19 protein-coding genes are annotated in these 26,290 nt (G+C 50.9%); 10 read left to right on the forward strand and 9 right to left on the reverse strand.

Translation table 11 applies throughout. From position 1 onward, the window contains the following. Window positions 1-61: 61 nt before the first annotated feature. Window positions 62-868 carry a class I SAM-dependent methyltransferase gene (locus HZ996_03090; protein ID QTN38163.1) on the forward strand — a complete coding sequence of 269 codons (807 nt, stop codon included), beginning with the start codon at window positions 62-64 and terminating at the stop codon, window positions 866-868. Here the strand turns inward: HZ996_03090 and HZ996_03095 are convergent. Further along, entirely contained in the window at window positions 865-1,392 is a 528-nt protein-coding gene (locus HZ996_03095; protein ID QTN38164.1) for a 3-hydroxyanthranilate 3,4-dioxygenase, read from the reverse strand. The genes HZ996_03090 and HZ996_03095 overlap by 4 nt on opposite strands. Before the next feature lie 52 nt (window positions 1,393-1,444). On the opposite strand from HZ996_03095, the gene HZ996_03100 reads away from it, so the two are divergent. Both HZ996_03100 and HZ996_03105 read left to right on the forward strand, forming a co-directional pair. Continuing rightward, window positions 1,445-2,233, forward strand: coding sequence for an SDR family oxidoreductase (locus tag HZ996_03100; GenBank protein QTN38165.1), 789 nt, complete (start codon window positions 1,445-1,447; stop codon window positions 2,231-2,233). A 2-nt stretch (window positions 2,234-2,235) separates the two neighbouring features. Further along, entirely contained in the window at window positions 2,236-3,678 is a 1,443-nt protein-coding gene (locus tag HZ996_03105) for an aldehyde dehydrogenase (protein QTN38166.1), read from the forward strand. Here the strand turns inward: HZ996_03105 and HZ996_03110 are convergent. From HZ996_03110 to HZ996_03120, 3 genes are read right to left on the reverse strand one after another with little or no spacing between them, the layout of a single operon-like run. Then, window positions 3,675-5,129, reverse strand: coding sequence for a transporter substrate-binding domain-containing protein (locus tag HZ996_03110; protein ID QTN38167.1), 1,455 nt, complete (start codon window positions 5,127-5,129; stop codon window positions 3,675-3,677). The genes HZ996_03105 and HZ996_03110 overlap by 4 nt on opposite strands. Window positions 5,130-5,140: 11 nt before the next feature. Further along, window positions 5,141-6,181, reverse strand: a complete 1,041-nt coding sequence (gene dinB, locus HZ996_03115) for a DNA polymerase IV (GenBank protein QTN39993.1) — start codon at window positions 6,179-6,181, stop codon at window positions 5,141-5,143. Window positions 6,182-6,212: 31 nt separating this feature from the next. Then, window positions 6,213-7,475: a metallophosphoesterase gene (locus tag HZ996_03120; protein QTN38168.1), complete on the reverse strand. Its 1,263-nt coding sequence runs from the start codon at window positions 7,473-7,475 to the stop codon at window positions 6,213-6,215. Window positions 7,476-7,551: 76 nt separating this feature from the next. On the opposite strand from HZ996_03120, the gene polA reads away from it, so the two are divergent. Next, complete coding sequence (gene polA / locus HZ996_03125; GenBank protein ID QTN38169.1) at window positions 7,552-10,377, forward strand: DNA polymerase I; 2,826 nt, start codon at window positions 7,552-7,554, stop codon at window positions 10,375-10,377. 3 nt (window positions 10,378-10,380) lie between these two features. On the opposite strand, the gene HZ996_03130 is transcribed toward polA, so the two are convergent. Genes HZ996_03130 through HZ996_03145 form a run of 4 tightly spaced genes read right to left on the reverse strand, consistent with a single transcriptional unit; the run spans window position 10,381 to window position 19,874 of the window. Then, complete coding sequence (locus tag HZ996_03130) at window positions 10,381-12,492, reverse strand: T9SS type A sorting domain-containing protein (protein QTN38170.1); 2,112 nt, start codon at window positions 12,490-12,492, stop codon at window positions 10,381-10,383. Window positions 12,493-12,507: 15 nt separating this feature from the next. Then, window positions 12,508-14,613, reverse strand: coding sequence for a T9SS type A sorting domain-containing protein (locus HZ996_03135; protein QTN38171.1), 2,106 nt, complete (start codon window positions 14,611-14,613; stop codon window positions 12,508-12,510). A gap of 2 nt (window positions 14,614-14,615) precedes the next feature. Further along, window positions 14,616-16,652, reverse strand: a complete 2,037-nt coding sequence (locus tag HZ996_03140; protein ID QTN38172.1) for a T9SS type A sorting domain-containing protein — start codon at window positions 16,650-16,652, stop codon at window positions 14,616-14,618. A 51-nt stretch (window positions 16,653-16,703) separates the two neighbouring features. Next, a complete protein-coding gene (locus tag HZ996_03145; protein ID QTN38173.1) occupies window positions 16,704-19,874 on the reverse strand; it encodes a UvrD-helicase domain-containing protein in 3,171 nt (1,056 codons plus the stop codon). 50 nt (window positions 19,875-19,924) lie between these two features. On the opposite strand from HZ996_03145, the gene map reads away from it, so the two are divergent. The 4 genes from map to HZ996_03165 all read left to right on the forward strand — a co-directional run bounded on the left by map (window position 19,925) and on the right by HZ996_03165 (window position 23,045). Next, window positions 19,925-20,734, forward strand: a complete 810-nt coding sequence (gene map / locus HZ996_03150) for a type I methionyl aminopeptidase (GenBank protein ID QTN38174.1) — start codon at window positions 19,925-19,927, stop codon at window positions 20,732-20,734. Window positions 20,735-20,845: 111 nt separating this feature from the next. Then, the gene (locus HZ996_03155) at window positions 20,846-21,451 is read left to right on the forward strand and encodes a superoxide dismutase (protein QTN38175.1); all 606 of its coding nucleotides are present in this window, start codon (window positions 20,846-20,848) and stop codon (window positions 21,449-21,451) included. A gap of 111 nt (window positions 21,452-21,562) precedes the next feature. Continuing rightward, a complete protein-coding gene (locus tag HZ996_03160) occupies window positions 21,563-22,222 on the forward strand; it encodes a metal-dependent transcriptional regulator (GenBank protein QTN38176.1) in 660 nt (219 codons plus the stop codon). 1 nt (window position 22,223) lies between these two features. Beyond that, window positions 22,224-23,045, forward strand: a complete 822-nt coding sequence (locus HZ996_03165; protein QTN38177.1) for a ZIP family metal transporter — start codon at window positions 22,224-22,226, stop codon at window positions 23,043-23,045. Between the two features lie 69 nt (window positions 23,046-23,114). On the opposite strand, the gene HZ996_03170 is transcribed toward HZ996_03165, so the two are convergent. Further along, the gene (locus tag HZ996_03170; GenBank protein QTN38178.1) at window positions 23,115-23,801 is read right to left on the reverse strand and encodes a DUF3050 domain-containing protein; all 687 of its coding nucleotides are present in this window, start codon (window positions 23,799-23,801) and stop codon (window positions 23,115-23,117) included. Window positions 23,802-24,180: 379 nt separating this feature from the next. Between HZ996_03170 and HZ996_03175 the strand changes: the two genes are divergently transcribed. Beyond that, entirely contained in the window at window positions 24,181-25,386 is a 1,206-nt protein-coding gene (locus tag HZ996_03175; protein QTN38179.1) for a phage integrase SAM-like domain-containing protein, read from the forward strand. A gap of 14 nt (window positions 25,387-25,400) precedes the next feature. Continuing rightward, entirely contained in the window at window positions 25,401-26,270 is an 870-nt protein-coding gene (locus HZ996_03180) for a hypothetical protein (GenBank protein QTN38180.1), read from the forward strand. Window positions 26,271-26,290 lie beyond the last annotated feature (20 nt).

Genomic DNA, 26,290 nt, shown 5'->3' on the forward strand with positions numbered 1-26,290 from the left:
TTCGTGTCCGGCTAAAATACGATTTCCCGCCATACCTTTGAGCGAACCTATTCCACTGACCATGAAACGAATACACCTATTCGAATTTGAAGACCAAAGCTGGTGGCCTCGCTCCTGGCGCACGGGAATGACCCACCTCATCGTAGTCCTACAAAAAATGCTCGGTGTTCCCGAAGTGATCTCAGAGCTCCTCGCCGAAGTGAGAGAACAACATGGCTTTGACCAGATCGTGGACATCGGGTCGGGTTCCGGTGGTGCCATCATGCCAGCGGTGAAGCAATACAATGAGCAGAATATGGACGCACCATTGAAGCTGACCCTGACCGACCTCAATCCGCATCCTGATTTTGTGACCGAAATCAATGGTCAAAACGACCCCAACGTACAGTATCGCTCGGAATCCACGGATGCTCGGCACTTGGAGCAAGCGCCCGAAGGACTGAAAACCATGATGAACAGTTTTCACCACATGCCTCCACCGGTGGCCAAGGATATTCTGTTGAGCGCACAAGAGGCCAAGCAACCCATTCTCATCTATGAAATGGCGGAAAACAAAGTGCCGCTTCTGCTTTGGTGGTTGTTTTTGCCCTTGGGACTTCTGATCCTCTTCCTCATGACTTGGTTCATGACCCCAGCCGTGAAACCGCTGACCGCAAAGCAGCTTCTTTTCACTTATTTAATTCCCGTCATCCCGATCGGTTACGCTTGGGACGGACAAGTGTCGAACGTGCGCATGTACACCGAGAGCGATCTCGATGAACTGCTCGATGGGCACCAAAGTGATGCATACACTTGGAGCTATGAGCGTCCTAAAAACAAAAAAGGTAAATCAGTAGGCTACTACATTTTGGGCATGCCCAAGGCTTAAACGAAGCGCTCGTCTACTTCCATCACTTCTCCCGTCTCTGGGCAAGTGCGCAACTTCTCATCGGAGTAGAAGCGCCGGAAAACTGGAAGAAAGTCCTTTTCGATGTTGGTCAAGTGGAAGTACTCTTCGTACAGCTTGGCATTGGCGGTATCGCTGAACCACATCAAACCATCCTTGTGGTGCGGCTCGCGTTTGCGCTCAATCACCAAGCCAACCGATCCGGCTGGTCGCACCGGTGAATGGGGAATCTTCCCAGGGAGTAAAAACATTTCTCCCTCTCGAATTTTCACCTCGCGTTTTTTACCGTCCTCTTGGATGTACACCGTGATGTCTCCTTCCAATTGAAAGAAGAGCTCTTCGGTCTCATTGTAGTGGTAATCCTTGCGCGCATTGGGCCCTCCCACAATCATGACGATGTAATCACCCGACTCTACATAGAGGTTTTTATTCCCCACGGGTGGCTTCAACAGGTCGCGATTCTCCTCGATCCACTGAAACAAATTGAAGGGTGCTTTGATGGCCATGACGCTGATCTTTCGGTTGTCGAACGAAGGTACAAAAACGTAGCTTTGCCTTATGGACTTGAATCTCAACGGAAAAAGCGCCCTCGTCTGTGGCGCCTCCCAAGGCATCGGAAAAGCCACCGCCCTCGAACTCGCCCGATTGGGTGCCCGAGTAACCGTCGTGGCCCGCAATCCCGAGAAACTCGATAAGGTCGTCGAAGAATTAAAAGCCATCAGTGCCTCACGGCACGATGCGCTCGTCGCCGACTTTCAAGACCCCAATCGTCTGCGGACCATCCTTCAAGATTGGGTCACTCCCGAAAACGCCTATCACATCCTTGTCAACAACACCGGTGGACCACCCGCTGGACCGGCGCACTTGGCCGGGACCGAGGAATTTTTAAATGCCTTTAACCAGCACCTCGTCTGCAACCAAATCTTGGCTCAAGCCCTGATTCCCGGTATGCGCGATGCGGGCTACGGGCGCATCATCAACGTTATTTCCACCTCCGTTAAGCAGCCCCTGCCCAATCTCGGGGTAAGCAACACCATTCGCGGAGCAGTGGCCAACTGGTCCAAAACCTTGGCCAACGAACTCGGCATCGACAACATCACGGTCAACAACGTACTGCCCGGAGCCACGGAGACCGAGCGTCTCACGAGCATCATCGCCGGAAAAGCAGCGAAAACGAATTCGAGTATTGAAGAAGCCGCGCAAGGCATGGCCAACGCCGTACCCATGAAGCGCTTCGCTAAACCCGAAGAAGTGGCCAATGCCATCGCCTTCCTGGCCAGCCCAGCGGCGAGCTACATCAACGGCATCAACGTCCCCGTAGATGGGGGCCGGACCTCAAGCTTATAAGCATGGAGAAACTACAGAATTACATTGGTGGACAATTGGTGCCACCACAAAGTGGAGCCTACATCGATAACTACGACCCCAGTCGTGGACAGGTGTATTCCCTGATTCCGGACAGTGACGCTGCCGATGTTCAGGCCGCTGTAGATGCTGCGAAAGAGGCCTTTCCGGGATGGAGCAGTATGTCCATCCAAGAACGCTCCCGGATCATGGTTCGCATCTCAGAACTCATTGGAGCCAACCTCGATCGACTTGCCGCCGCAGAGAGTAAAGACAATGGAAAGCCCGTAAGCTTAGCAACTGCGGTTGATATACCACGGGCTCAAGCAAACTTTTATTTCTACGCAACGGCCATCTTGCACGATTCGAGCGAAAGCCATTCCATGGGCGAAGTCGCCTTGAACTATACCCTGCGTCAACCTATTGGCGTGGCCGGTTGCATCTCCCCCTGGAACCTTCCCCTATATCTCTTTACCTGGAAGATTGCTCCGGCCCTTGCCGCTGGAAACACAGTCGTAGCTAAGCCTTCGGAAATTACGCCCATGACGGCCTATCTTTTAAGTGAATTGTGCATTGAGGCGGGCTTACCGGCAGGAGTCCTCAACATCGTCCACGGACTAGGCCCTAAAGTTGGAGCGGCCATTACCGAGCATCCCGATGTACCCATGATTTCCTTTACCGGTGGAACGGCAACGGGACAACAAATCTCTCGAGTCGCAGCTCCGATGTTCAAAAAACTCAGTTTGGAATTGGGCGGTAAGAACCCCAACATGATCTTCGACGACTGCGATTTTGACGACATGTTGCGCACCACCGTTCGATCCAGTTTTGCCAACCAGGGGCAAATCTGTTTGTGCGGATCGCGTATCTACATACAGCGCGGGATCTACGACAAATTCAAGGAGGCCTTCGTCGCCAAAGTGGAGCGCATGCAAGTGGGAACCCCGGATGATCCCAATACGAAAATGGGCGCAGTGGTCTCCAAACCACACATGGAAAAAATCCTCAGTTACATTGAGTTGGCCGAAGAAGAAGGCGGAACGGTACTCGCCGGAGGGCACCGCGTTCAGCTCGAAGGCGAGCACGCCGAAGGCTACTACATTGCCCCTACCGTTATTGAAGGATTACCCCACACCTGCCGCACTAATCAAGAAGAAATATTTGGTCCCGTAGTCACCTTACAACCCTTCGACACAGAAGAGGAAGTATTGGAGTACGCAAACGGCACCAAATACGGTTTGGCCAGCACGCTATGGACCAGCGATCTCAAACGCGCTCACCGCATGGCGGCTCAACTCCACACCGGAATTGTTTGGGTGAACACGTGGCTCTTGCGCGATTTGCGCACGCCTTTTGGCGGTGTAAAGCAGAGTGGAATTGGACGAGAAGGCGGGTTTGAAGCCTTGCGCTTCTTCACTGAACCCAAGAACGTCTGTATTAAGCTCTAAAGGACTTCCGGTACATCGACCCCCGAGTCCCGTTCAATAAACTGACGGTACCGGTCGTATCGCTCAAAGATTTCACGCACGTAATTGAAGGGTTCAACCCCTTTGACATATCCGTATTTCACGACCTCGTCTCGGTAGTTCGCAGGGAAACTCAGTTCCAAGATCATGGCCTCCACGTTTTCATCCCATCGCTGCGGGTCCAGACCTCTTTTCTCCGCCAAGCTTTGCGCATCAAGTACGTGGTAGTATCCACAATTAAAGGAGGCCAGAGTAAGCTTGATGCGCTGAAGGCTGTCGGGTACTTCGGAAAAGTTGGCTTCTATTTGTGCAAGGTAATCCGCTGCCCCCTGGAGGTTCTCTTCCGGATCCAAGCGATCGTCGACGCCGAGGTCTGAGGCCGTTCCTTTCATGAGCTGCAATAACCCGGCGGCTCCCGCCCAAGATGTGGCCTTGGGATCAAATTGCGATTCCTGATAGACTTGTGCGGCCATCAGCCGCCAATCCCAACCGATGCGCGTGGCTTCTTGCCGAATGAGGTCGTCGTAGGGCGAAATGCGCTGTTCGTTCAAACTGTAGAATTCGCTGTTGACGCGCTTGCGATAGGCCCGCTTGTTCTTGTAGTACTTGTTGTAGATCACCGCATAGTCTACTTCCTTCTTGAATCCCGCCACCCAATCGTTGAGGGTGTCCAAAAGGGCTGGGCTACTTTGACGCACACCCCAGCCGATGCGCTGAGCAAAACTGACAGGTGTGCCCACGTCTAGTTCGGGATGATAGGCAGCGCTGATGGCCGCAATATTGTCGTCGACCACGGTATAGGTGATCTCACCATTGAGTACCGCCTGAACTGATTTTTCACTGGACATAGACCCAGGCAGCGTATCGATATAAATCGTTCCTCCAACTTCATCCATTAAATGAACCAATCGCTTGAAATAAGAGGTTTCCAAACGGACCGATACCGTATCCCCAATCAGCTCCACCGGTTCTTGGATCAATTGCGCTTCAAGTTGATGCCGCTTCAAGTTTCGCCAGCCCTCTGGCTTGCGCTGCACCAGCACTTGACGGGTCAGGTAGAGGTAATCCGTAAATGAGATTTGCGTTTTGCGCTCTTGAGTAATGGTCAGTCCAAAGGCGATCAAATCCCCTTCTCCCCGTTTGAGCATGGGCAGAATACTGTCGATGTTCTCTGCCAAAACGATTTCGAGCTCTAATTCGAGGTGATCGGCCAGCCGCTTCAAGAGCTCGTACTCAAAGCCCATGGGCTCCCCGCGGTAGAGAAAATAACTCGTCCCAGAATAATTTGTGATCGCCCGAAGCACGCCGTCCTCAGCGATCTGCTCCCAATCCCGTTGTATTTCCGGAAGGTCTTGCGCCTCACGGCGCGATGCTCGATCTCCGCAGCCCAACAGCAGCAGTAGGGGAAGAACAAATAGGATTGCGCGTTTCACGCTTCAATATATCAAAACTCCAGCGTGAGTTGGTATCCTTCACCGCGTTCCTCTTCAGTATCGAGGTTGGACAAGGTGATGCCGAGCAAGCGAACGGGGCGTTCCAGTTCATTCTCCTCCAGAAGCTCAATGATGGTTTCGTAGATGATTTGTTCGTCGTTCACGAAGTAAGGCAAAGTACGGGCTCGGGTGTGCTGTTCAAAATCATCGTATTTGTACTTCAAAGTGATGGTTTTTCCGCTTTTTTCACTCTTTTTGGCCCTTTCGGATACTTTTTCGGCGATTTTCTTCAATTTTTCGCGCATTTCCTCATCGGACCGTAGGTCCACATCATAGGTGCGTTCCGCACCTATGGACTTGCGTATGCGATCGGGCTTGACCGCACTTCGATGGATGCCCCGAACGATGTTGTAGTAGTGCTCCCCGCTCTTGCCAAAATGGTCTTCCAGAAAGGCGAGCTCTTGGCGCTTGAGGTCCTTACCCGTGAAGATGCCGAGCTGCATCATTTTCTGGGCGGTCACTTTTCCAATGCCATAGAACTTGCGGATTTCGAGTTGCTCCAAAAAGTCCAGGACTTCTTCGGGTGGAATCAGCTTTTGTCCGTTGGGCTTGTTGACATCCGAGGCCACTTTGGCCAAGAATTTATTGATGCTGATCCCCGCGCTGGCCGTCAATCCCGTCTCGGCCTGGATGCGGTCCCGAATCTCGAGGGCGATCAAGGTGGCAGACGTCATGCCCTTCTTGTTTTCGGTCACGTCTAAATATGCCTCATCGAGGGAAAGCGGTTCTACGAGGTCCGTGTAGTCGAAGAAGATGTTTCGAATTTGTCGGCTGACCTCTTGGTAGCGATCGAACCGCGGAGTGACGAAGATGAGCTCCGGACACAATCGAGCGGCCGTCACGCTGGGCATGGCGCTTCGGACGCCAAATTTGCGTGCCTCATAGCTGGCAGCGGCCACCACACCTCGTTCTTTGGACCCGCCCACTGCGAGGGGTTTTCCTTTGAGTTCCGGATGGTCGTGTTGTTCCACAGACGCGTAAAAGGCGTCCATGTCTACGTGAATGATCTTTCTATTTGCGAGCTCAGGCGGTAGCACGGCGCTTGAGTTCAAGCACAGTGACCTCCGGCCAAATACCTACCCGGCCGGGAAAAGCCAAGAAGCCGAACCCTCTGTTCACGTTGAGGAAACGTCCTGCCTCTTCGTAAAGGCCGGCCCATTTAGGGTAGCGATACTTCACCGGGCTCCACTTGATTCCGGGAATCTCAATCCCAAACTGCATTCCGTGTGTATGCCCGCTCAAAGTGAGTCGGAAGTTCTTGGGATGTTGCTTGACCTCCAAGTCGTAATGGCTTGGGTCATGGCTCATCAAAACGCAGAATTCGTCGTCGCCAATGCCTTCCGTGGCGCGGTCCAAATCACCGTACTGAGGGAAAGGGGGCTTGCCCCAGTTCTCCACACCCACGATGTGCAGCTTTTGACCATCGCGCTCCAAGGTGCGGTGTTCGTTGCGAAGTAGGTCCATACCAATCTCTCGATGGGTATCGTACAGCTTTTGCATATTGGCCGCCTTGGCTTCCGCCGATGGCCATTCCATGTAGTCGCCATAATCGTGGTTACCGAGTACAGAATACACCCCGTCCTGTGCGCTCAGGGCACTGAAGGTTTCCTTCCAAGGATCCATTTCATCGGCGGCATTGTTCACCAAATCACCGGTGAAGAGGATGACGTCACTCTCTTGCTCATTGACCAGCTGAACGGCCTCAGCTACCTTTTCAGCGTTGTCAAAGCTTCCCGAATGGATGTCCGAAATCTGAGCAATTCTAAAACCGTCAAAAGCCTCGGGTAAATCGTCAAAGTAGAGCGTGTGTCGCCAAACCTCATAGCGGTACTTCCCGCGGGTGATTCCGTATAAAATGCTTGCGAAGGGTAGTGCCGCCAGGATGAGGCCCAATTGGCTGATGAACTTCCGACGCGCAGGCCAATAACTGGTCGCTTCCACATTCGCTTCACTACTGGGCAGTACAGAAAGGATGACTTTCCAACCGGCGCGGAATACGCGGAAGAGGTCTTCCAATAGAAGCGGGAAGGCAATGACCATTTTGGGCACATAAAAGAGCACCATCATGCCGAAAAGCCAAGAGAAAATGCGGTTTTGAGGACCGGAAGACCGGTCAAAGTTGAGTACGGTATAACCCAGCCATGCAAAGAGACCAAGAGTGATGGCCCAGTAAGTCCAAAGCCAGAGTTTTCCTCGGGTTGCGGTACGAACAGCTTGAAAAGCGTAGAGATCGAGAAAGAAGAGTATCCCGATGATGATGAGCAGACGAACGATCATTTGATTCATTTTGCGCGAAGTAGTCCCCCAACAAACATAGTCATTCACCTAGAGTTCATACCTTTTGTCTCCCAAATTGAACCCCATGGCCGAAACCAGCGAAAAACGCCTCTTTCTCCTCGACGCATACGCCCTCATATACCGTTCCTACTTTGCCTTCAGCAAGAACCCGCGAATGACTTCGGACGGGCGCAACACATCGGCCATCTACGGTTTCATGCTCACCCTGCTGGACCTCATCCGAAAAGAGGACCCGAGCCACATCGCCATCGTTTTTGATCCGCCTGGCCCTGTGGATCGCGTGAACGACTTTGCCGAGTACAAGGCCAACCGCGAGGAGACCCCTGAGGACATCAAGATGTCGGTCCCCATCATCAAAGATTTAGCCGCGGCCTTCCGCATCCCCTGCCTTCAGGTCATGGGCTTTGAAGCAGATGACGTCATCGGAACCTTGGCCAAAAAGGGAGAACAGGCCGGGTATCAAGTGTATATGATGACCCCGGACAAGGACTACGGCCAATTGGTCTCCGACAACATCTTCATGTACAAACCCGCCTACATGGGTAAAGGTGTTGAAGTCTGGGGAATTGAAGAGGTCAAGAAAAGATTTGAAATCGAGCGTGTGGATCAGGTGATCGACTTCTTGGGGATGATGGGAGATGCCGTGGACAACATTCCCGGTATTCCAGGGGTGGGTCAAAAGACCGCTCAAAAATTCATCGCCCAATACGGGTCCATGGAGGGCTTGTACGAGAATCTGGATGATCTCAAAGGCAAGATGAAGGAGAAGGTGGAGCAGAACCGTGAGCTGGCCTTTTTGTCCAAGAAACTAGCCACCATCATCACGGATGTGCCTATTGAGTTTGACGAGAAGGACTTGATCCGCGAAGAGCCTGACGAGCCGCAAGTTCGAGAGCTCTTTGAGCAATTGGAATTCCGGAGTTTGGTTAAGCGGGTCTTTGGGGATGATTCAGCCGGGGCGAGTGCCCCGTCGAGTACTCCTTCAGCGCCGGCAAAGGCGGCGCCGGCAACCGACCAAATGGACTTGTTTGGTGCGCCGACGAGCGCATCGGGCCGTGAGGCCCAAGAAGCAGAATTCAAAACTTTAGAAAATACGCCGCACGACTATGAATTGGTCGATTCGCCGGAAAAGCGAAAAACGCTGATTTCTGCCCTTTTGGACCAAAAATCGGTGTGTTTTGACACGGAAACGACCGGAATTGATCCAAATTTGGCCGAATTGGTCGGTTTGGCTTTTAGCTATGAAGTGGGAAAAGCGTACTACGTGCCTGTGCCCGATGACCGAGATGAGGCCCTGAAGGTCACAGCGGAATTCAAGGACTTTTTTGAAAATGAGGGCATTGAGAAGGTCGGTCAGAATTTGAAGTACGACATCAACGTGCTCAAATGGCATGGCGTTGAAGTACGTGGCGCGGTTTGGGACACGATGTTGGCGCATTATCTATTGAATCCCGATATGCGACACAACATGGATCTTCTGGCGCAAACGTACTTGAACTACCAGCCCGTCTCTATTGAATCCTTGATTGGCAAAAAAGGAAAAAAACAAGGCTCGATGCGGGATGTTGCCGTGGATCGAGTCGCGGAATACGCAGGTGAAGATGCGGACATCACCCTTCAGCTAAAAGAGGTTTTTGAGAAAGACCTGGGGGCCAACAACGTGGAGCGTCTGTTTCGCGATTTGGAAACACCCTTGGTTCGGGTGTTGGCCGCCATGGAGACCGAAGGGGTTCGGCTTGATTCGGAGAACCTGGCACAGTATAGCTCCGAACTCAAAACGGAATTGCAAGGGATCCAGAGCCGCATTTATGATCTAGCTGGTGCCGAGTTCAATATTGGGTCGCCCAAACAATTGGGTGAAATCCTCTTTGAACAAATGAAGATCGTAGACAAGCCCAAAAAGACGAAAAGCGGGCAGTACAGCACCTCGGAGGACACTTTGAGTAAACTGGCCGGGGAGCACGAGATCATTGATCAGGTCCTCGATTATCGCAGTGTATCGAAGCTGATCAGCACCTATGTAGACGCCTTGCCTGAACTGGTCAATCCTAAGACGGGTCGCATCCACACGACCTACAATCAAACTGTTGCCGCCACAGGGCGTTTATCCAGCAACAATCCGAACCTTCAGAACATCCCCATCCGAACGGAGCGGGGTCGGAAAGTACGTGCTGCCTTTGTCCCAAGAGATGAAAACCATGTTCTTCTGGCGGCGGATTACAGTCAAATTGAGCTTCGTTTGATCGCCGCTCTGGCCAAAGATGAGGACATGATTGCGGCCTTTAAGAGTGGACAGGATATCCACAAAGCCACGGCGGCGAAAGTCTACGGGGTCCCCTTGGAAGAAGTGGATCGCGACATGCGGAGCAGTGCCAAAATGGTCAACTTCGGTATCATCTACGGTATTTCCGCCTTTGGACTAGCCGATCGTCTGAACATCAAAAGAACGGAGGCACGGGAAATCATTGACAACTACTTCAGCAAGTACCCGGCCATTAAGGAGTACATGGACTACAGCATCAATTTTGCACGGGAACTCGGATATGTACAGACCATTATGGAGCGGCGTCGATACCTACCAGACATCAACTCGCGCAATGCCACCGTTCGTGGGTTCGCTGAACGAAACGCCATCAACGCTCCCATTCAAGGCTCCGCGGCTGACATCATCAAGAAAGCCATGATTGCGATCCATGACCGATTCCAAGCGGAAGGGTTTAAGTCGAAAATGATCCTACAGGTACACGATGAATTGGTCTTCGATGCCCATATCGATGAGCTCGAGACCATTAAACCGATTGTTCGGGATTTAATGGAAAACGCCGTTACGCTTGACGTTCCCCTCCTCGTAGATATGGGAACCGGGCAAACTTGGTTAGAGGCGCACTAAGACCTATTCAATAATCCAAGGCTCTACGAATTGTCCTTTACTGGACTGAATTCGCAGAATATAGGAACCTGTGGCCAGCGTATTGGGCAGGGCTACACGGTGTGAACTGCCTGCCAACAGCATTGGAAGCTCTTGACTTAAAACGGTTCGACCGCTCAAATCCACCAGCTCCAGTTGAGCTTGAACCAAATCCTCTCCGCCAATGGCCAAGGTCAAGTGATCATTTGCTGGGTTGGGATAGGCCTCGAGTGCCAATTCACCAGACTCCGCCAATCCGACTTCAGTACCCACGTACAGGTTGTCCATGTAGAAGTTGTTTCCATACTTACCAAGGTACTCGATTCGGATCCAGAATTTCTCCGAATTCTGCGCCAAAGCAACAGATATTTGCTTGTTACTCCAGTTGTGCGTTGGTCCTGGAACAAATGGCTGAAGTTGATAAATAGCCGTATCCGTTGGAAGACTATTCATACTAATGGACCCTCTGGGTGACCAACTGGTTCCATTCGTACTCAACCAAACGCGAACCAGGTCTTCAGTAAAGTCTTCTTTCGCCGCGAAGGCATAGTCAAAACTGACGTTATAATTGCTCAGTGAAGTACCGTCAAAAGGCCCGAAGTAAACTTCGTCTTTCTGGTATTCGCGATTCACCGCGGGAGCAAATTTGGCAAAGTTGTCCAACTTCAAAGAGCGATTTCCACTCGCAGCGGCATCACCAGTGGTGGCAAAACCATTGCCTAATTCTGAAACCAGAACTTGGAATGGCTCTGCTCCCTCTCCGGAAACGTTTTCAAAATCAAAAATGGCCGGACCACTTTGCTGAACAGCAGTATCCAATACCACTACTCGGTCGGTGTAAATTCGGGTATTAAAGCCCTCGTTATTTCCAACCGTGTATTGAAAGTCATAAGTTCCTCCTTGGGCATACACCACCTTAACCGTTGAGTCGCTAGCCCCTGAAGTAATGGTTCCCCCGGGAAAGTCCCAAGTGTGAGAAGTAACTGCACCATTGTAGGCATTACTGTGCAGAACCACTGTATCTCCTACCAAAACGACTTCATCTTCGATGATGTAGTCTGGCTGAGGAGCACATGGACTAGGATCTAAGAAAACGCCGCGATCTACCAGGTTATCATATTCAACCAGCCTTTTGCGCCCGAATACACTCGACAAGCTGAAATGAGCAATATCGCGCTGTTGTTCGGTAAACATGCGCATGCATTCATTATCGGTGTAATCCATGTAATTTTCAATGTTATCCGGTAAATCCGGAACGTCGAAATTGCAGCTGTTGATTTGGGCGGTACACGGACCATAATTCGGTGAATCCACTGGTGGAGTGTCGGTGCAATAATCGTTGTCCAGAAGCGCTGAACACCCATCCTGAAAGGTGTGCATCAAGCCGACATAATGCCCTCCTTCATGAGAGAGTACACTACCTCCGCGACTACCCACTGGAAGCCCAAGAGCTGTACCTATGGTTCCGGCGTAATCGGAGCGGTTGGCAATTCCATCGCGCCGTAGGGGCACATTAAATCCTGGAGGCATGGCATATCCAATCAAGGTTCCGCCACCGCCACCGCCGTACAATCCTCCAACCAAATAGATGTTGAGGTAATCCCGGTTATTCCAGCCAAAGGTTTTAAAGCCCTGTGGAAGGTCGTTTGCTAAGCGCGTTCGGTGGCGCAATATTCCAGTGGTACAATTACTGTCCGGGTCCAAACGCGCCAATCGAAACTCGATTTGCATCGAGGCCTGAACCCCACGAAAAGTCGAATCTATGAGCGCCGTATCCGCATGGGTAAAGGAGTAATCCTCATTCATGACGCGAATCATATCAAAAACCTGAGCGTCCGAAATATTCTCCGGTCCTCCGTCGTGAAACACGTGCACGACAACGGGAATGATGAAGGTGCTGTCCTCTGGAATTTGCGATTCCTGAGCGCGATAATCCTGGAGGAGTGAAGGAAGTGTCTCACTAAACCAATTGACTTTTTCGGGATACCGTTGGAGGAGGTCGTTGATATCCTCATCAAAGGCACAAATGTGGTTCTGTCCATAGGAGGGTCCTGCCAACAGAGCAAGCCCGAACAGCAGAGTAAAGAACTTCTTCATATGTCGTTGTTTGGGTTAATCGATCATCCAGCGGTCCACGTAGGACCCAGTGCCAGACTCAACCGATAATACATATGCGCCCTTCGAAAGGTTCGCGGGAAGGTCAATCCGAAGATCGCTTCCGGCCGCGAGGAATGCCACATCGTGCACAAACACCACGCGTCCTTGAAGATCCGTCAAGCGCAAAGTCGCCTCATTTAAATCCTGAGCTCCGTTGGCCACGGTGATGTGATCGTGGGCAGGATTCGGGAAGGCGCGCAGCTCCAAGATACCGCTTTCTTCCAAGCTGATCGTTTGATCGACTAAGAAGACGTTATCAACGTACAGGTTATTGGCGTTTTCACCTGAAGTAAATTTCAAACGTATACGGAGGTTGTCTCGTGCGGCAAAGCCAGCCAAGTTAACGACTAACTCATCCCAGGAGCTAGTTGTGGTCGGCGTGAATGGGGCATTGGTTTGGGTGGCTGTTCTCAAAGCACTGCCGCTTCTCGACAAACGAGTAATCCAAGCATTCGAGCAACCGAAATTCACCTGGACTTCGAGCTCTGTGTCTCCATCATTGCCGAATTGGCTGGTGTACGCATACCACAAATGAAGGTCTGATGCTCCTTGTGTGGTCATGTCCACTGTTGGTAGGTACAAGTACTCTATGTGATAATCATTAAAGCCATATCCCATGATGTTGGTCTTATTCAACGCATTGACCATCATGCTCGAGTTGCCATCTTGAGAAGCCGTAGATACACGCTCAAAGTTGTCGCCAAATTCCCATCCTTGCTGGGTCACATCAGTTCCAATCTCTGCTGCGGTCTCAAAGCTGGTACCCCATTGGGTGGCGTCTTCACCTTGGTCCGACTGAACGACAATGACACCATCAAAGGTCTCCAAATTGGTTCCTTGCGCGTTGGTCACAGATAGCTTAAAGTCATAGCTTCCTGGCGTATCATACGTCACGGACACGATCGAATCTGTAGAGGTCGCTGGATTCCCACCTGGAAATTCCCAAATACGCGATGTGGCCACTCCATTGTAGTGGTTATCCGTGTAAGTGATTGCTGTACCGGTGCACGTTTGATCACGGCTCACGATAAAATCGGGTTTTGGGGCACAAGGAGATACAGGGAGTAAGACTCCCGTTGCCGCGTAATTGGTGGGCGTTACCAACTGCCCGCGTTGTGAGCTTGGGCTACTTAAAGCGCTTTGCATACGAGCAGCTTGACCCGCCGTAAACATCAAGAGACAGTCATCATTGGAATAATCCATGAAATTCTCGGGCATATCCAAGGTGCCACAAGTCGTCTGGCCCTGAGCACAGCCAAAATTGGAAGAAGAAGTTGCTGGGGTATCGCCCACTTGGTCTCCATTGGAACACCCTCCTTGAAAGGTGTGGAATAGATCCAGGTAGTGACCGACCTCGTGTGTAGTCGTACGTCCAAGGTCATAAGGTGCGTTGTTCGCTGCCGTTCCTATGGATCCAAAACTCGCCGAAAGCATGAAATTACCATCGTCCAAGCCGATCATTCCGTTGACCGGAAAGGCCGAATATCCCAGAAGTCCGGCCAAATTTGGAACCAGGAAGATGTTCATGTATTTGTCGTTGTCCCACCCATAGGCCTTCAAGCAGTTTGGCGCAGCACTATTGCTTACCAGAGGTTGGCGGTGGTATACCACACCGTCTGTACAATCTCCATTTGGGTCTAAACGCGCAAGTCGGAATTCAATTTGCGTATCGGCGTGAACGGCCTTGTGGGGCGTCTGAACGCTACCGGTGTCCGCATTCAATTTGCGATAATCCTCATTGAGAATGCGCATTCCATCAATAATTTGGTCCATGCCGAGGTTACCCGTACCCCCATCCGCATGAAATACATGAACTACCGTGGGAATGTAGTACAAGGCCGTGTCTTGTTGACCAGCACGAGCAGCTTGCACTTCTTGTAAAGCGGCTGCCATACTCGCCTGGGTCGCTTCAAAAGCCTGGCGATAAATTTCGTCCGTAGACATGCGGTGTGCGTGAATTTCGTCGGTGTAGCAACGAACGCTGTGAACGTGTTCTTGAGCGCTTGTATTCGTGTAGCCAAAAAGCGCAAGGGTCAAGGCAATCAATCCTCTCTTCATCATCTTCATTGTTTGATCAGTTTGCGCGAAACCACTCCTTGTGTAGTGCGGAAAATCGCGAAGTATGTTCCTGCCGTCCAGGCAGAGGTAGTCATTTCTAGTTGACCGGAATGTCGGCCAGTAAACAATAGTCGTCCGGTGAGGTCTCGAATTTCAATTTCCACCTCCTCTAAAGTCCCGAGGTCAATCGTCAATTGATCCCGCACGGGGTTTGGATAGAGGGCGATCTCTTCCACGGAGTTTTCTTCGAGGCCGATGGTCTCATAAATCTTCAAATCATCGAGGTATATGTTGTTCCCTCCACCGGAGGTGAATTCGAACTTCACGAGTAGATGCTCTCGACTTTGGTAAGCGGCCAAGTTCACTGTGGCCGTTTCCCATTGATTCGGACTCGGCTCAAATTCGTCGAAGAATTCATTCGGCGCGGTAGCCAATTGTGCGGCTGGAATCACCATTCTAGGAATCCATGTCACCCCACAATTGGTACTGACCCAAATGCGCAATTCATCCTGGTCATCAACTGTTTTGCGGGCAAATGCGTAGGAGAACTCCAGCGTACTTGCCGTTTGTTGGGTCATGTCCAAAGGAGGCATCAGAAGTTCTTCACGAGCCCCGGCCGTTTTGAAGTAGTTCTTTACCGACATGCTCTGGGTTCCCGTTTTGGCGACGTCCGTATCGACGTTCCAGCTGTAGGCCATTTCGTTGGGTTGCACTTGGTACTGCGTTCCAAAGGGAAACGGAGGTTCGAAGGACTCCCCGTAGTAGCCCGGAACAATACCCACGGTATCAAAGACATTGATGATTCGGGTAGCTAGAGAATTACCTTGACCATTGGAGGCGTTCAGTTCGATGGTATACGTCCCGGGGGCATTGAACCCGATGGAGGCCACAGAGTCCTGCGAGAAGTCCAAATTTGTATTGACCAGGGTCCACTGACGAGCAGTGACTGGACCGTTCCACGAATAGTCGAAAAGCTCCAATGAATCACTCAAGCAAACGTAGGGCGAAGGGGTACCGATGTAGGCATTCGGAGCGCAAAGGGCTGAAGCGTCATCCACTCCGGTTTCCAGCAAATTCTGGCTGCTGATCAACTGACTTCGGGTACCGTTTAATTCACTTTCCATCCGGGCCACTTGCTGAGCACTAAACATGTTCTGGCAAATACCATTGGTGTAGTCCATGTAGTTTTCGCCTTGGTCCGGAAGGTCGGGGCTTTCATTGGAACAGCTGTTTCCCCAATTGCATCCGCTATTGGATGCCGCCACTGGAGGTGTATCCGTAAACCCGTCATTGTTGCCAAAACAACCACCCTGAAAAGTATGGGGAAGCCCTAGATAATGTCCGAGTTCGTGCGTCAAGGTGCGCCCGCCGTTGTTCGGACCAAACCCTGTGGTGGCCGATCCGATGCGGCCCATCACATCGTGTCGGATGACAATGCCGTCGTTCAAGGCACTTTGTCCTGGATTCGGGAAATACGCATAACCCAAGATGGTTCCGTTCCCGCCGAAGGTGTTTTCGATGGTCTTCACCACATAGATGTTCATGTATTTGTTGTTGTCCGCGGGAACCAAATTCTTGATCTCATTGGGTGCATTGGCTGTCAATGCCGTCCGCACGCGCACAATTCCATCCGTACATTCTCCTGTTGGACCTACAGTGGCCAACTTGAACTCGATGTTTCCCATGCCCGCGACTGGCTTGAAGGTGTTCGACGTATTCGAGGTATCGCTGTTGAGTCGCTGAACATCTTCGTTGAGCACGTCGATCGCATCCAAGACTTGTGCACGTGAAATATTCTCGGGTCCGTCGTTGTGAAAAATCCAGACCATCACGGGTACGGTCAGTGTGGAATTGGAGCGAGCGGCATCCCCATCGGCCCGTAGGGCCAGATCTCTGTTTTCAAAATACTGCCGGTAGTGCGGATCTGAATCCATCATGTGCTGATGAATATGATCCGTGGCGCATTTTTCTTGAGCCCGTGCCGGGGCCACATATAGAGTGAGGGCCACCATCAAGGCGCCCTGTAGCAAGCGTAGTTTCATTGTTTGGGTTAATGAAGCGACAAAAGTATCAAAAAGGCGCCGAAATTGACTTTACCAGTTCTCGTCCAGCGCATAAGGACCCACGTAAATGAGCGCCCTGTTAACTACGTTTACGTGTGCGGAGTTCAAAAGGTTAGCATATTCGTCCACCTGTTGCCGGTGTTTGGCACTCGGGGCCCCCGTTTTGAAATCGACAATGCTCACTCCGCCGTCGGGATGAAAGATCAGGCGATCGGGCCGTTGGGCGCCGCCGTTCGGAAGTAGAATCGAGGCCTCGTTTCGCGATCGCGATGCAGGGTCGAAGTACTTCGCCACCTCGGGCCGGGCCAGCATATCGCGAATGTCCTTTTCTAGGCCCTCACGGGCCGATGCGTTCAGCAAGCCGTCCACTTCCCACTGTTCCAACACGCGGTCTGCATCATTCACGGATTCAATTTCCTGAAGGATTCGATGGGCCTCAACGCCGTAAGGTCGGGCTTCGCCGCCAAGGCCCCAATAGCGATTGGATTCAAAGCTCAGTCGAAGCTTATCGCGCCATTCTTCTGGCTTGCCGCGGACTACTTCTTCCTGTACCTCATCGGGCTGCTCGGAAACGCTCACAGCTACAGGAGTCCCCCAGGAATCGGATGTTCCCGGTGTGTGCTCGCGGCCCTGAGCCTTGAGCCATCTTTCGAAATAGCGCTGAACGCCTTGTTTATCGGCGTCGGGCTTGAAAGCCACGTGCAGTTCGTCGACCGCTCGGGTCGTTGCCACATAGAGTAAGTTTAAGTCATCGAGCCGCAAGGCTTCTTGGCTTCTGCGGTACAACTGGGCCAAATCGGGTGAGGTCACCAGCATGTTCGGATTCATGTTGAGGAAGACCTCGGAGAGGCCATATTCCTCCGCCTCTTCTTCGGGAAGGGCGAACCAATCTTGCTGATCTGCTGTCCTCGGTGCCCAATGAGCTGCCGGAACTAGAACCACAGGAAACTCCAGACCCTTGGCCTTGTGGATGGTCATGATTTGTACGGCGTTCATGCCCGCAGGAACCACAATGCTGTGTTTGTGCAGGGTGTCCTCCCACCATTCCAAGAATTCGGCTTCCGTTCCTTTACTGCGCACGCTGAACTGGTGACAGAGATCCAAAAAGAATTCGACATAGGCGCTTTCCATCGGGAATTCGGGGATCCATCCACTGAGGCTATTCACCTTCTCATAAAGCGTGCGCTGCTCCCATCCGGCCGCGTCCCAGGAGGGCATCCAGGTATTGAGCACTTCCTCTACCGCGCCTTCATTCAAGGCTTTGCGCAGCCAATGATGGCGTTCGGCCTTGGGCACCTCCAATCGATCAAACAAATAGAGGAGTATTCGAGAAACGGCATCCTTTGTATTGCCCGTAGCTTTCCAACGAAGGAACTGGACCAGGACATTCACTTCCGGGGAAGCGCTCAGCAAGAGGCTTTCGTTGCTGATGACCGGAATACCGGAGCGCTGAAGGAATTCCGCGATGGCCTGACCTTCTTCCTTTTTCCGAACCAGAATACAGAGGTCCGCGAATTCAAAGCCCTGCTCTCGAGCCCTGTTTATTCGGTCTTCCGTCCATTGAAACATCTCCGGCCACAGGTCCTCTTTATTCAGCTTTTCAGAATAGGCATGAAGGCTAATGTGTCCGCCCTCTTTTCCTTTCGGAGACTGCCCAGAGGCCCGGTAGAGATCCACGAATCGAGGGTCTTCCAGCTCACCTGCCGCTTCGGAATAAAGCTCATTGTTAAAGGATACAATCTGCTGCCGACTACGCCAGTTGTCCTTGAGCGAAATGGGTTCAGGTGCAAAAGGAACCTGGACCAAGCCCGCACCACTCTGGTAATGGGGTTTGTGCCCCGCGGTCAATTCCAAGAAGGATTCCACTTCCCCTCCGCGCCATCGATAAATTGCTTGTTTTCCATCACCCACAACCATCGAAGATCCACCCTTAGACAGCGCTTCATGGGTCAGCGGCAAGAGGTTTTGCCATTGCATGACCGAAGTGTCTTGAAATTCGTCGATGAAGTAGTGGTAGTAGCGCTCGCCTAAGCGCTCGTAGATGTACAGTACCGGTTGTTGACGTACCTGGTCCGCTATGGTTCGGTTGAACTCCGAGATATGAACCACATTTCGCTCTCGCTTTACCTCATCAAGACTCCTGTCCAAGACGGTCAAAACCGCCATCCCATAAATGTTTCGAGCGTACAAGGAAAGAGGCAGGTCGGCCCGATACGCCTCAAAAAGTTGGGTCAAAAGTCCGTGTAGTTCACCTTCATGACTTTCGAGCCAAGACTGGTCTTCTGCCGGTGCAGACAGGTTGATCCACTGATGATGTTCCAGTGCTTTTTCGATCCAGCCGACGCGATAGGTAGCCGCTCCGTCCTTCTCTTTTTGCATATCCAGTTCGCTGGCATAACGCAACGCTCCGTGCTTGACCAGCCACTTATTCAGCGCTTTCCCAGCAAAGAGCATCGGTCCCTGTCCCGGTCGGTCAATAAGGGCCTGAATTTTTTCAATACTCTTTCTTGCATGATGGCCCAGCGCCTCACGGCGCGATTGAATTTTGCCGATCGCCTCCAGATAATCCTTCGGGGTCATTCCTGCCTGGCCCTCTAAATGCGAACGGTGCTGTTCCTGAAAAAGGAGTTTCCCTTTATCCAACAAGTCCCGCTGTATGCGCCAATCCTTATTGTCGCGAATTTGTTGAGTGCTGTACTTGGTCAAAAGGCGAGTAACGCCTTGATCTTCTCCCATGATGTCCAAGAGGCGGTCCACAGCTTCCTCGATCAAGCGGTCCGTCTCCATTTCCACTTCATAGCTGAGCGGTAAATCCAGGTCCAGAGCAAAGGTTCTCAGGATTCGACTGTTGAACTTGTCAATGGTGCCAACCGAGAACCGGTCGTATTCATGAAGTATACCCGAAAGAAGCAGGCGACAGCGCTTCGTGAACTCATCCGGTTTTAAACCTAAGTTCGCCTGAATCTGTTGAGCCATGGCATCGCTTGTTCCGTCAGAGGTCACAAACGTTCTCAGGGCACGAACGACCCGCTCTTTCATTTCACCCGCAGCCTTATTGGTAAAGGTAATGGCCAAAATGCCCTTGAAAACTTTATCGGGTTCGGGGTCTTTTAGGCAGCGTTCAAGGTACTCCCGAACTAAGTTGAAGGTCTTGCCGGAGCCAGCGGAGGCGTAGTAGACGGGGAAGTGGGGGGCGGTCATTAACTCAAAACTACGGCGATTATAACTACCTTTGCAAGCCGAATAGGATTATGGTACACTTAAAGTCCACAGAAGAAATTGAACTGATGCGCGAAAGTGCATTGGTGGTGAGCAAAACCCTTGGCGAAGTCGCCAAAGTGGTAGCGCCTGGCGTTACTCCGCTTAAATTGGATGAGTTGGCCGAAGAGTGCATTCGCGATCTTGGCGCGGAGCCCGGTTTTCTGGGGCTGTATGATTTCCCGAATTCACTGTGTATCTCCGTTAATGAAATGGTCGTCCACGGTATTCCAAACGACCGTCCACTGGAAGAAGGAGACGTCATTTCGGTCGACTGCGGTGCGCTGATGAATGGATTTTACGGCGATCACGCCTATACTTTTCCAGTGGGCAAAGTAGATCCTGAAGTCGAGAAACTTCTCGAAGTAACCAAAGAGAGCCTCTACCTAGGTATTGAGCAGGCTCGTGCCGGAAATCGCGTCGGAGACATTGGTCATGCGATCCAGAGCTACACCGAAGGACACGGCTACGGAGTGGTCCGTGAGCTCGTTGGGCACGGTTTGGGAAAAGACATGCACGAAGATCCACAGATTCCAAACTACGGCCGTCCGGGTCGAGGTAAGAAACTTCAGAACGGCATGGTGCTCGCCATTGAGCCCATGATCAACCTGGGGACTCGACATATTCGCCAGCTCAATGATGGATGGAGTATTGTTACGCAAGACAAAGAGCCCAGCGCACACTTTGAGCACGATGTGGCCATTGTCAATGGAGAACCTGAAATCCTCTCTACGTTTGACTACGTCTACGAGGCTCTAGGTTTGGACATTACCGATCCCGCTTCGCTGAAAACGCGTGCCTGAGCCCCGCTCTATTCTGCATCGGTATTCTCTATCTCTTTTTGTCGGCCACGAAACATTGAATACGTAGCTTTGTTAGGCAATCAAAAAGTAGAAACCCTAAATAAGAATACCATGGCCTTTGAATTACCTGCACTCCCCTATGCGTACGATGCTTTGGAGCCTCATATCGATGCTCGTACGATGGAGATTCACCACAGCAAACACCACAACGGATATACCACTAAGCTCAATGCAGCAGTGGAAGGAACGGATCTAGCTGGCAAGTCAATTGAAGACATTCTGGCAAACGTTTCGGCCCACGGTGGTGGTGTGCGCAACAACGGTGGAGGTTATTACAACCACAATTTATTCTGGTCTGTAATGGGACCTAATGGCGGAGGAAACCCAAGCGGTGAATTGGCTGATGCCATCAACAGCGCTTTCGGTTCTTTCGACGCTTTTAAAGAGCAGTTCTCGAATGCGGCCGCTACACAATTCGGTTCGGGATGGGCTTGGTTGGTCGTGAACAACGGCGCACTTGAAGTGTGCAGCACGCCAAATCAAGACAATCCACTGATGGATGCCAGCGACTGCAGCGGTACTCCAATCCTCGGACTTGATGTCTGGGAGCACGCGTACTACTTGAACTACCAAAATCGCCGTCCGGACTACATTGGCGCGTTTTTCAACGTGATCAATTGGGACGAAGTAGCTCGTCGCTACGCAGAGGCGAAGTAAACAAAATGACGATCCTCAAAGAGCCGGCCCTCGGGCCGGTTTTCTTTTGCGCACAACTCTAGTTTTAGATTCGCCTAAAAATTTATCTTTGGAGCACTAAACTTGTTGGTTGTGCATTCAACGTCCGAAGAGAATTACCTCAAAGCCATCTACACCCTTTCCGAACACCGGACCAAAACGGTGTCGACCAAGGCCATTGCCGATCGATTGGAAACGCAATCCTCATCGGTGACGGACATGGTCAAGCGACTTTCCGAAAAGGGACTGGTGAATTACCAACGCTACCAAGGGGTAGAGTTGAGCGATATCGGATTTGAATACGCGCTCCAAATCATTCGAAAGCACCGCCTTTGGGAGACCTTCTTGGTTGAAAAACTGGGCTTCGGCTGGGACGAAGTCCACGACATGGCCGAGCAATTGGAGCACATCCAGTCCACCGAACTAACCGAACGGCTCGACGCCTTCCTAGGCCACCCCTCACACGACCCCCATGGAGACCCCATTCCCAATGCTCAAGGTGAAATGGAGACTCAAAACCCCTCCATGCTCGACGAAATGAAAGTCGGCTTTAGCCTGCGCGTCGTTGGCGTGCGAGATAGTTCCTCCGAATTTCTTCAATACCTGGACGGCGTCGGAATCAGCCTCGGCACACATCTCGAAGTGCTCGAGATCGTTCCTTTTGATCAGAGTATGAGCCTACGGCTCGATGGCGGCAGCGCACAATCTGTCAGCCGACTCGTTGCACAGAATCTTTACGTCAAACGCGTTTAATATGGAATTTGTCCCCGATTGGTTTTTGGAACAGAGCCCGGTCATGCAGGCCTTTTTGGCCACGACCTTTACCTGGCTTTTGACCGCCGCAGGAGCTTCCCTGGTCTTCTTCTTTAAAGACATGAGCCGAAAATGGCTCGATGCCATGCTCGGTTTTACCGGTGGGGTGATGATTGCCGCCAGCTATTGGTCATTATTGGCCCCGGCCATCGAAATGAGTGAGGCCCAAGGGATGCCCGGATGGCTTCCTCCGGCCATTGGTTTTCTCTGCGGAGCGCTATTCTTATACGCTTTAGACAAATTCGTCCCTCACCTACACATCAATTTCAAGAAGGAAGAATCTGAAGGTCCCGAAACCAATTGGCACCGAACCACTCTCCTCGTGCTCGCCATCACCCTGCACAACATACCAGAAGGTTTAGCCGTGGGTGTCGCATTTGGCGCATTTGCCAGCGGAGTAGAAGGCGCGGAATTAGGAGCTGCCGTGGCCCTGGCCATTGGAATAGGACTGCAAAACTTCCCTGAGGGCATTGCCGTATCCATGCCTCTTCGTCGAACGGGTGTTTCGGCTGGAAGAAGTTTCTGGTACGGGCAATTGAGCGCTATTGTAGAACCCATTGCCGGAGTCGTCGGTGCCGTAGCGGTCATTGTGGCACAGCCCATTTTGCCGTATGCCTTAGCCTTTGCAGCCGGTGCCATGATCTACGTCGTGATTGAAGAAGTGGTCCCGGAAACCCAGAAGGATCGCTACACGGATATTGCCACCCTCGGTTTTATCGCCGGTTTTGTCGTGATGATGTCTTTGGACGTAGCCTTGGGCTAGCGCGGTCTGCTCACATACAGGATCATCTCCACGAAAAAAAGAAGAAGGAATAACGGCCATGCCGTCAATTTACACCATTACCAGCTCGTTCAAAAGACCGTCCCATACACGGCGGCGCAAACGCATAGCTTTTTGGCTGTATTCGCGAACCTGGACCCACATCTCTGGGTCATTTCCGCAGTATTCCCGAAGCACTTCACGTGCATCGCGATACAATTCTTCCCGAGGGAAAGCCAAGTAGTCCGGGATGAAATGGTCCAAGGGCTTCAACACATCGGCCAGTGGCTTGGGCGCTTCAACCAGTGCGCGAATAAAGGTCTCGTGAACGCGGTGATCGCGTGCATAAGCCATGAGTGCTAAGAGTAAATGAAGCTCCGCCAAACCGCTGATTTGACCACTGAAGGTAGAATAATTGATCACCGCTTGAGGAGCGCCACAGTGGCGCAGGGCATCTGCATGGGCAACGTTGGAGCGCTTCAGGGTCTCAAACGTATCAATGGCGCGGGTATCGGCTCCCATGTCCTCCATAACTCCTCGGTAGGCCTGAAATAACTCCTTGGCCCCCGCGGCGTAATGCCACTGAATCTGGCGCGCCACAGCGTGGTTCAATACGGCAAAATCGTATTGGGCAAAGACATGATATTCCATCATACGGCGCAATCCTGCGATGTTACGCACCCCCATAAAGACAGGGTGACGCACCAACTCATGGCGCTGTAGGTCTAATTCGGCTTCTGTTTTCTTCAAATACTGCATACGGCTCCAACCTTTCTGTACAAAGGGATACGAGGGCAAGGGATACTTTGGTTGGTGCAAAACAAAAAAACCCACGCGAAGTGCGTGGGTTTTGAGGTCCCGACCGGACTTCAACTTACAAAGACGCCTCTTAACCCAAGTCTTATCACTCTCACATGAACACTAATTATTTGAGCTATAGGGGGGTATTTAGGCAAAACATTATAGTTCGATGGGGTTGGTTACACTTGCAAGAGATTGTAAATATGTTGTGCACTTGCTGTGCAAAGTATATCTTTAATCTGTACTTTTCAATACTATGGCGTCTGTAAAATTTTTCCCACGGGGCAAAAATTCAAACATCTACGTACGGCTGTCGATAAGCCGAGGAAATGCTCCCATGGCTAACACCGGACTAGTAGTTGAGCCCTCGAGGTGGAGCAAGGCCAAAGGCTTGCCTCTTGGCCGAAACGCATTTGATAAAGAGCTCTTATTAAAGCTCAAAGGACTAGAGGCTCATCTCATCGAGAATTACAATCGCTCACATGCTCAAGGAGAACGGTTCAATACGGCTTGGTTAAAAGAGGTCATAAACTCCTTCTTTAATCGCAAAGAAGAGGTTCAACTTGACTATTTAACAGAGTATGGGCGACACTACACCAATAAAAACCGGAAGGCTAATGAGGAGACTAAAAAGGACTATCTCGATTGTATTCAGAGGCTTGAAGGTTACGAAGGCCATTTAGGTAAACGTCTATTGATGCACGAAATCAATGTTGCCTTTCAAGACGACTATACTGAATACCTGTCTGACCACGCAAACCTAGCGGATAGTACTATCCAAAAAGAGCTTTCGAGGATTAGATCCTTTGGGGCGCACGCATACAAACATGGATTCGATGTTGGGATTGGGCTTAGGTCTATTAAACCCGAAAGCGTTAAAACCTACAACACCTATCTAACTTTTGAAGACCTGGGCTTGGTTGAAGTTTTAGACCTCAGCACAAAGCCAGTACATGAAGACGTTAGGGACTGGCTAATCATAGGTTGTTACACTGGGCAAAGGATAAGTGATCTGTTCCGAATGAAGAAGCGAATGATAAAGGAAATCGATGGGTACAAGTACATTGAGCTTACGCAAAAGAAAAACTATGAAAATAGAGGTGTTAGGGTAAGAATTCCGATACATCCTTGGGTTAAAGAAGTTCTCAAAAGACGAGGTGACTTTCCGGGTTTATGGAGCTCTTCAAATGGAAGTAACGCTACTATTTTTAACCGTTATGTAAAAGAGGTTTGCAAACTGGCAGGTATCAATGAACTAACTGAAGGAGCTTTACGCAACCCTAGCACTGGCAAGTATGAGAAAGGAGAGTACGAGAAATGGCGTCTCATTAGCTCACATACATGCCGCAGATCTTTTGCAACAAACTTTTACGGTCAACCAGGATACACCACTCCACTCTTAATGAGTATTACGGGGCATAGAAAGGAGGAGACTTTTCTCAAGTATATCAAGAAGGCACCCATCGACTACTCGAAACAGCTCGCTGAACTATGGCAAAATGAAGGGCCTCGAGGAGAGGATATTGTGACCATATACGACTAAATCTATAGCCGTTAATGAAAAAACACATTTCCCGATTAAAAGAGGCTCTCAGAGGAATGCCTGACCAAACAAGAATACGGACTCTTGTAGAGATTTGCGCTGAGGAATTAACCCCCTATGAACTATGGCAAGTTATTGATGAGGTAATAAGGTACTATGCCAATGGTCCGAGGTACGCGGAAGGCCCTAACCAAGAGATTCGCCTTTGGTGGTCGATGCAGAGTGTGTTTTCTCCCCTTTTCTTTAGTCTTAGTGCTTCAACAATAACTGAAGACTTTGAAAGGAAATATTCATCGGTGACCAACTCGACCGGGAAACAGCTAATTAGTTCTGAAGAAAATCGCAATGCTCTTTCGACCTATTTTTTGAATCAATGGAGGGTTGAAGTCGAAAGCGAACTAGATTCTTACCCAAAAGAAGATCGCTTTTTATGGAAGGTCTTCTTTGATTCATTAGAGGGGCTCAACGAAGCCTTACGATTAGAGGTGAGAGAACTCAGTGAAATTTCAAATAACCGGGGAAAAGCATCAGATACAAATAATGCTAGAACAGGGGAATACAAAACACATGAAGGCGGGTATGGGCAAATAATTATTTCCCCAAAGGGCCTAGAGATTCTAGAATTCGTCATCCCTCGCTTGGGTAGTAAGAAGATTGACATCCATGTAGTCTATCGAGAGCTGGAGTATCAAGGTGAGTTAAAAAAGGGCACCCCGCATCGTGACTTCGTAGAGTATTTGGCCTTCCATTGGGGAAATATCATAGAGGATATAAACCCCGAATTTAAGATACCTACCTACGAAACCCTTAAAAACCGTTCGAAGCTAGCTGTAGAGCGAGTTAAAGGTCTTATCGAAAAAGCACCGCATAGTCCCTCCCCCTAATTGGTGAACTTCCTCTCCCT

Source organism: Cryomorphaceae bacterium (assembly GCA_017798125.1).
Lineage (GTDB): Bacteria > Bacteroidota > Bacteroidia > Flavobacteriales > ECT2AJA-044 > ECT2AJA-044.